Source organism: Saccharopolyspora sp., from assembly GCF_017434145.1.
GTDB lineage: Bacteria > Actinomycetota > Actinomycetes > Mycobacteriales > Pseudonocardiaceae > Saccharopolyspora_C > Saccharopolyspora_C galaxeae.
The window spans coordinates 1-6,637 of record NZ_JAFRFW010000714.1; the positions used below are offsets into that span (position 1 = coordinate 1).

The 6,637-nt window shown below is 69.5% G+C and carries 6 protein-coding genes; 2 read left to right on the plus strand and 4 right to left on the minus strand.

Annotated features, from left to right (window positions below; translation table 11 throughout):
- The 4 genes from rhaD to IJH84_RS19515 all read right to left on the minus strand — a co-directional run.
- Positions 1 to 1,370 (minus strand): bifunctional rhamnulose-1-phosphate aldolase/short-chain dehydrogenase (rhaD, locus tag IJH84_RS19500; protein WP_295147180.1); only part of this gene is annotated, 1,370 nt, incomplete at its 3' end.
- Positions 1,371 to 1,402: 32 nt separating this feature from the next.
- The gene (rhaI, locus tag IJH84_RS19505; protein WP_295147183.1) at positions 1,403 to 2,578 is read right to left on the minus strand and encodes an L-rhamnose isomerase; all 1,176 of its coding nucleotides are present in this window, start codon (positions 2,576 to 2,578) and stop codon (positions 1,403 to 1,405) included.
- Positions 2,575 to 2,934 (minus strand): L-rhamnose mutarotase, encoded by a 360-nt coding sequence (locus IJH84_RS19510; RefSeq protein WP_295147186.1) that lies wholly within the window; start codon positions 2,932 to 2,934, stop codon positions 2,575 to 2,577. Before IJH84_RS19510 ends, rhaI begins: the two co-directional genes overlap by 4 nt.
- Positions 2,934 to 4,232: an MFS transporter gene (locus tag IJH84_RS19515; RefSeq protein WP_295147189.1), complete on the minus strand. Its 1,299-nt coding sequence runs from the start codon at positions 4,230 to 4,232 to the stop codon at positions 2,934 to 2,936. Before IJH84_RS19515 ends, IJH84_RS19510 begins: the two co-directional genes overlap by 1 nt.
- Positions 4,233 to 4,681: 449 nt before the next feature.
- Between IJH84_RS19515 and lexA the strand changes: the two genes are divergently transcribed.
- The gene (gene lexA, locus IJH84_RS19520) at positions 4,682 to 5,335 is read left to right on the plus strand and encodes a transcriptional repressor LexA (protein ID WP_200071560.1); all 654 of its coding nucleotides are present in this window, start codon (positions 4,682 to 4,684) and stop codon (positions 5,333 to 5,335) included.
- Positions 5,336 to 5,445: 110 nt separating this feature from the next.
- Complete coding sequence (locus tag IJH84_RS19525) at positions 5,446 to 6,390, plus strand: alpha/beta hydrolase (RefSeq protein WP_295147194.1); 945 nt, start codon at positions 5,446 to 5,448, stop codon at positions 6,388 to 6,390.
- Positions 6,391 to 6,637 lie beyond the last annotated feature (247 nt).

Below are 6,637 nucleotides of genomic sequence, written 5' to 3' on the forward strand. Positions count from 1 at the left end.
GCCTTGGCTCGGTCGACGTCGGCGAGCACGACGTTGGCGCCGTCGCGGGCGAGTCGTGCGGCGGTGGCCTTGCCGATGCCGGAGGCGGCACCGGTGACCAGCGCGACCTTGGTCGCGAGCGGCTTCGGCGCCGGGCGCCGCTGGAGCTTCGCCTCTTCCAGGGCCCAGTACTCGATGCGGAACTTCTCGCGCTCGTCGATGGGGGAGTAGTGCGACAGCGCTTCCGCTCCCCGCATCACGTTGATCGCGTTGACGTAGGATTCCCCGGCCACGCGGGCGGTTTGCTTGTCCGCGCCGTAGCTGAACATGCCCACGCCGGGAACCAGCACGATCGCCGGGTCCGCGCCCCGCATCGGCGGTGAGTCCACAGTGGCGTGCCGCTGGTAGTAGGCCGCGTAGTCGGCGCGGTATCGCTCGTGCAGCTGCCTGAGCCGCTCGGCCGATTCCTCGATCGAAGCGTTCGGGGGCACGTCCAGCACCAGCGGTTTCACCTTGGTGCGCAGGAAGTGGTCCGGGCAGCTGGTGCCCAGCTCGGCCAGCCGGGGATGCTCGGAGCGAGCCAGGAATTCGAGCACTTCCGGACTGTCGGTGAAATGCCCGACCTGGCGCTTGTCGGTGCTGACCAGGCCGCGCAGCACGGGTGCCAGCGCGGCGGCTTTCTTGCGCCGTTCGGCTTCCGGCAGCGGCTCGTAGCCGTCGAGCACCGGGCCGAACGGCTCCGGCTTGCCGTGCTCGGCGATGTATTCGGCCGCGGTGTCGATGATCCACAGCGAATTGCGTTCGCATTCCTCGCTGGTGCCGCCCCACGCGGTGATCCCGTGTCCGCCCAGGACGGTGCCGATCGCGGCCGGATTCCGCCGCTTGATCTCGGCGATGTCCTCGCCGAGCTGCCATCCGGGGCGGCGCCACGGAATCCACACCACCTTCTCGCCGAAGATCTCGCGGGTGAGTTCCGGCCCGTCGGCGGCGGTCGCGATGGCGATCCCGCTGTCCGGGTGCAGGTGGTCGACGTGGTCGGCCTCCACCAGCCCGTGCATCGCGGTGTCGATGGACGGCGCGGCTCCGCCCTTGCCGTGCAGGGTGTGGTCGAAGGCCGCGACCATCTCGTCCTCGCGGTCCACGCCCGGGTACACATCGGACAGTGCGCGCAGCCGGTCCAGCCGCAGCGCCGCGAGCCCGTCCTCGGTCAACGTCCCGAGATCACCGCCGGAACCCTTCACCCACAGCAGATCGACCGGCGCCGCGGTGACCGGGTCGATGTCCCGTCCCTTGGCCGAAGTGTTGCCGCCCGCGTAGTTGGTGTTCTTCGGGTCGGCCCCCAGCCGGTTGCTGCGGGCGATCAGTTCTTCCTTGACTGCCCTGGAATCCACGCGGTCGTCGTCCTTTCCTGCTCGGTCGTTCATCAAGCACCCCACCCGGCCTGCGCGCCGTCGGCGCGTTGCTCGGCCAAGTGCTGCTGGTGTCCGGATTCGGCGTAGGCGCGCAGCGGCTCGGCGGGCAGCCCGCGCGAGGCGCGCCATTGCGCGAGGGCCGGTCGCACATCGGTCTGGAAGGCGTCCATCAGCACCTCGTTCGCACCCAGAACATCGTGCTGTGCCTGCGCTTCGGCCAGCGCCGCGCGGTCGACCAGCAACGCGCGCGCGGTCATCTCCTGCACGTTGAGCACCGAGCGGATCTGCCCGGGGATCTTCTCCTCGATGTTGTGGCACTGGTCGAGCATGAAACGCACCGGCGAGTCCTCGTCGAGCCCGCCGCCCGCGACGACCTCGTGCAGGATCCGGAACAGCTGGAACGGATCGGCAGTGCCGACGATCAGGTCGTCGTCGGCGTAGAAGCGCGAGTTGAAGTCGAAGGAACCGAGCTTCCCCAGCCGCAGCAACTGCATCACGATGAACTCGATGTTCGTGCCCGGCGCGTGGTGCCCGGTGTCCAAGCACGTGAACGCCCGCTCGCCGAGCGCGCTGACCTGCACGAACGACGTTCCCCAGTCGGGCACGTCGGTGTGGTAGAAGGCCGGCTCGAAGAACTTGTACTCCAGCACGAGCCGCTGCTGCGCACCGAGCCGCCCGTAGATCTCGGCCAGCGACTCGGCGAGCCGGTCCTGCCGCGCGCGCAGCGAGTCCTGGCCCGGGTAGTTGGTGCCGTCGGCGAGCCAGATCTTCAGATCGGTCGAACCCGTGGCGTGCATGATGTCGATGCACCGGAAGTGGTGGTCGATCGCCTTGCGCCGCACCGCGGGATCGGAGTGCGTGAGGCTGCCGAACTTGTAGGCCTCGTCCTGGAACGTGTTGGAGTTGACCGTGCCCAGCGCGATGCCGAGTCCTTCCGCATGCGCCTTGAGCGCGGCGAAGTCGTCCACGTCGTCCCACGGGATGTGCAGCGCCACCTGCGGTGCCAGTCCGGTGAGTTCGTGCACCTTCGCGGCGTCGGCGATCTTCTCCTGCGGCGTGCGCGGCGTGCCGGGCGTGCCGAACACCTTGAACCTGGTGCCGGAGTTGCCGAACGCCCAGCTGGGCAGCTCGATGGACTGGCGAGCGAGGGTGTCGGTGATCTCGCCGAAACCAGCCGGGGTGGTCATTCTCGGTCTCCTTCGCTCGGGTCGTGCACCTTGGACGCGAGTTGGTCTTCGAGGTGGAAGACCTCTTCGAGGATCGTGGCCGACCGGTCGGCGCGCCCGCCGATGAACAGCTCGGCCATGTGTTCCTCCCAGACCGCGGCGACCTGCGACGCCGCGAGGCGGGCGTCCGAGCGGTCCGCGGAGTCGGTTTCGTAGTAGCCGATCAGCAGGCCGTCGGGTCGCAGGAACAGCGAGTAGTTGCGCCGTCCGGACGCTTCGATGGCACGCAGCATCTCCGGCCAGACGGCCGCGTGCCTGCGCCGGTACTCGTCGAGGCGGTCCGGATCGACTCGCAACTGGAAGCAGACTCGGGGCATCAGGCCACCACCGCGTCCGATGTGGGCGCTGTTCCGTAGCGCTCCTGCTCGATCTGGCGCAGGCTCTTGCCCCGCGTGCGCGGAGTCCACAATGTACCGATGAGCAGCGATGCGGTCAGCAGCGCGAGGATGAGCAGTCCGAGCCCGTCCAGCCCGATCCGCGTCAGCAGCACCGGGAACCACACGCTCAGCAGCCCGACCAGCACCCGCGCGGCCAGGAACAGCACTCCCTGCGCGCTGGCGCGATACCGGGTCGCGAACAGTTCGCTGGTCCACAGCCCGTAGAACGCCTGCGCGCCGACCCCGGCGGACACGCCCCAGCCGATGGCGAAGAACAGCAACGTGAACGTGTTCGCGGGCGCGTAGATCAGCGCGGCCCAGGCGAGGATGCCGAGCGCGGCGCCGCCGCAATACAGCCATCGGCGGCTGACCCGGTCGGCGAGCAGCATGAACCCGAGGTAGGTGGCCGCGCTGGTGCAGCCCCACAGCAGGACTTGCAGCAGGTATTGCTCGGTCTCCGAGGTGACGCCTGCGGCGTCGTACACGCGCGGCTGGAAGATCCCGGCCTGCCCTGCGACGGCGTTCCACAGTGCATAGACGCCGAACAGGAACAGCAGCGCCGTCAGGTTCGCCTTCTTGCTGAACAGGCCGCGCAGGCTGCCCAGGAAGGACATCTGCGTGCCCGGTTCCTCGTTGCGGCTGCGCCAGATCTCGGACTCCGCCAGCCCGCGGCGCACCCACCAGGTCACGGCCGCGACCACGAACAGGTGCGCGAAGATCAACCGGCTGCCGAGCAGCCCGAGCGGGCCTACGAGCACGGCCAGCAGGTAGCCGATCATCGGCCCGATCGACCACGCCAGCTGCGCGGTGCCGACGTGCGTGGCCCGCTGGTGGTCGGGGGCCTCCTCGGCGATGTAGGTCCACGACGCGGTCACGCCCGCACCGACCGCGATGCCGGTGAGCACGAACGCGGTCAGCAGCATCCCGTAGGAGACGGCGAACACCGCCAGCAGCACGCCAAGCATGTACAGCAGCAGGTCGTAGGTGTAGATGAACTTCCTGCCGTAGCGGTCGCAGAGCGGTCCGCCGATGGCCGCGCCGACCGCGGCGCCGAAGGCGTTGGCGCAGAGCGAGGCCAGCAGCCCGACCGCGAGGTCGTCCAGGCCGAACCGGTCCTGCCACAGGCTCAGGCTGGTGGCGATGGCGATGATCGAGCCCGCTTCGATGTAGTTCGACATGGCGACGGCGATGGTGGCCCGCCAGCCCGTCGTGCGCTTGCTGCCTGATCGGACCCCCATTGGTCCTCCTGTCCATCGGCCTTGATGTCGCAGGCGCCGGGTGGTGCTGCACGGTGGGTGAATCGTTTTAAATTGCGGCCCACCATAGGGGCAGGCGTTGCCGCCGACAAGACCCCGTTCTGCTCAGCGGTGAAACTCCCGTTATATGCCGGTAAGATCGATGTCACCGCGGGCTGCTTGGCCGCTGTGGGTGGGTTGCGGCTCGATGGCCCCGCGGGCATGTGCTGAGTTGATGTGTAACGGTTCAATCGGATGGATCGGAGTGGTCAGCAGGTGCGCGCGAAGGCGGCTCGGTGCCGGTCACCACGCGCGGTCGCTGACGCGGGCCGCAGTGGCGGGCCGGGGCGAGGCAGTCACGGGCCGGACGATGCAGCGACCGGCGAGCCGCGCGCCTCGCCGAACCCGTGCCGGTGGCTCGTTTTCCGGTGCCGGGATTTAAAATCCGGCGGATGACCGCATTCGATGATCTCGAGCACCTGGACACCTCCACGTTGCCGCCGCGCCAGCAGCGGATCCTGGTCGCGATCCGGGACTGGGTGGTGCGCTACGGGTACTCGCCGAGCACCCGCGAGATCGGTGACGCGGTCGGTCTGCGCTCCTCGTCGTCGGTCTCGAAGCACCTGGCGAGCCTGGAGGAGAAGGGTTTCCTGCGCCGCGGCACCTCGGTGTCCCGGCCGATGGACGTGCGCGCTTTCCTGCACGAGCCGCGCGCGGCGGAACCGGCCGACGACTCGGTGACCGTGCCGGTGGTGGGCGACATCGCCGCGGGCGCGCCCATCGCGGCGGACGAGCACACCGACGACGTGCTGGCGCTGCCTCGCGAACTCGCCGGGCGCGGCACCGTGTTCGCGCTGCGCGTGCGCGGTGACTCGATGGTCGACGCGGCGATCTGCGACGGGGACATGGTCGTGGTGCGCCAGCAGCCCGAGGCGCATTCGGGCCAGATCGTCGCCGCCATGCTCGACGAGGAGGCGACGGTGAAGGTGTACCGCCGCCGCAACGGGCACGTCTTCCTGGAGCCGCGCAACGCGGACTACGACGTCATCGACGGTGACGAGGCCGTGGTCCTCGGCGTGGTCGTGTCGGTGTTGCGCAGCTTCTAGTTCCTCGGTGCCGCGAGTCCATAGTGGACCATGGTGCCGGGCTTCCCGATCATCGCCGCACTGGCGGCCGTCGGTAGCGTGGCCACCGGCAACGGCGACGGGAGGACACGATGGCGAAGCTCGATCTGCGTGTGCGGCTGCTCGGCCGGCTGATGAAGCTGCGGCCGGTGACGGACCTCGACGAGGCCCGCCTGCTCGAACTCCAGCAGAAGACGGTTCCGCGAAACGCCGCGACCGACCTGCTTTTCGGCGGAGTCGCCGACGGCGTGGCGCTGACCGATGGCACGGCCGAGGGCGAGACCGGCCGAATAGCGGTCCGCAGCTACCGGCCGCGCGGTGCCACGGGCGCACTGCCGCTGGTGGTCAACTACCACGGCGGCGGCTGGACGCTGGGTTCGCTGAGCCAGTCGGACTGGTTGTGCAGCCAGGTGTGCGCCGCCACCGGCGCGGTGGTCGTCTCGGTCGACTACCGGCTCGCGCCCAAGAACCGCTGGCCCGCGGCTCCGGAGGACTGCTACGCCGCCCTGGTCGACCTGGTGGACCGGGCCGCCGAGTTCGGCGCGGATCCCGAGCGCGTCGCGGTGATGGGCGACAGCGCGGGCGGGAACCTCTCCGCGGTGGTCAGCTTGATGGCCCGGGACCGCTCCGGGCCGCGGATCTCGCACCAGGCGCTGATCTACCCGGGGGTCGACCTGACCCGCAGCAGCCCGTCGATCGATGAGAACGCCGACGCCCCGATCCTGAGCAAGGCCGACACCACCGTGTTCCGCGATCACTACCTGGGCGGTCAGGACCCGCGGCACCCTTATGCTTCGCCGCTGTTCGCGGACCTTTCCGGGCTGCCGCCCGCGCTCGTGCAGATCGCCGAGCACGATCCGATCCGCGACGACGGCGCGCGTTACGCCGCGGCGTTGCAGGAGGCCGGAGTGCCCGCCCGGCTGACCGAGTACGTGGGGATGCCGCACGGCTACCGGTCCTTCCCGCGCCTGTGCCGATCGGCCCCGCAGGCGTTGGCCGAGATCTGCGCGCAGCAGCGGGCCGTGTTCGCCGGATAGTCGCCCGCCGCCGCGGACTCGTCGCAGCTGTCGCACGTGTCGCGCCCGCGACGAGCCACGCCGCGGGCGGACTCGAAGCGGTTTAAATCAGCTGAATTAGATGCTACGATGCAACTAATTGGCAGGCGCCGAACGCGGGTCCGCGATCGGCGGGCCGGTGCGACGAATTCAGCGAGGGGCGGCCGATGACCTCAGTGGAACCCTAGCGCTACCCGTTCAGCGAACCCGAACGGCTCGAGCCCGAGCC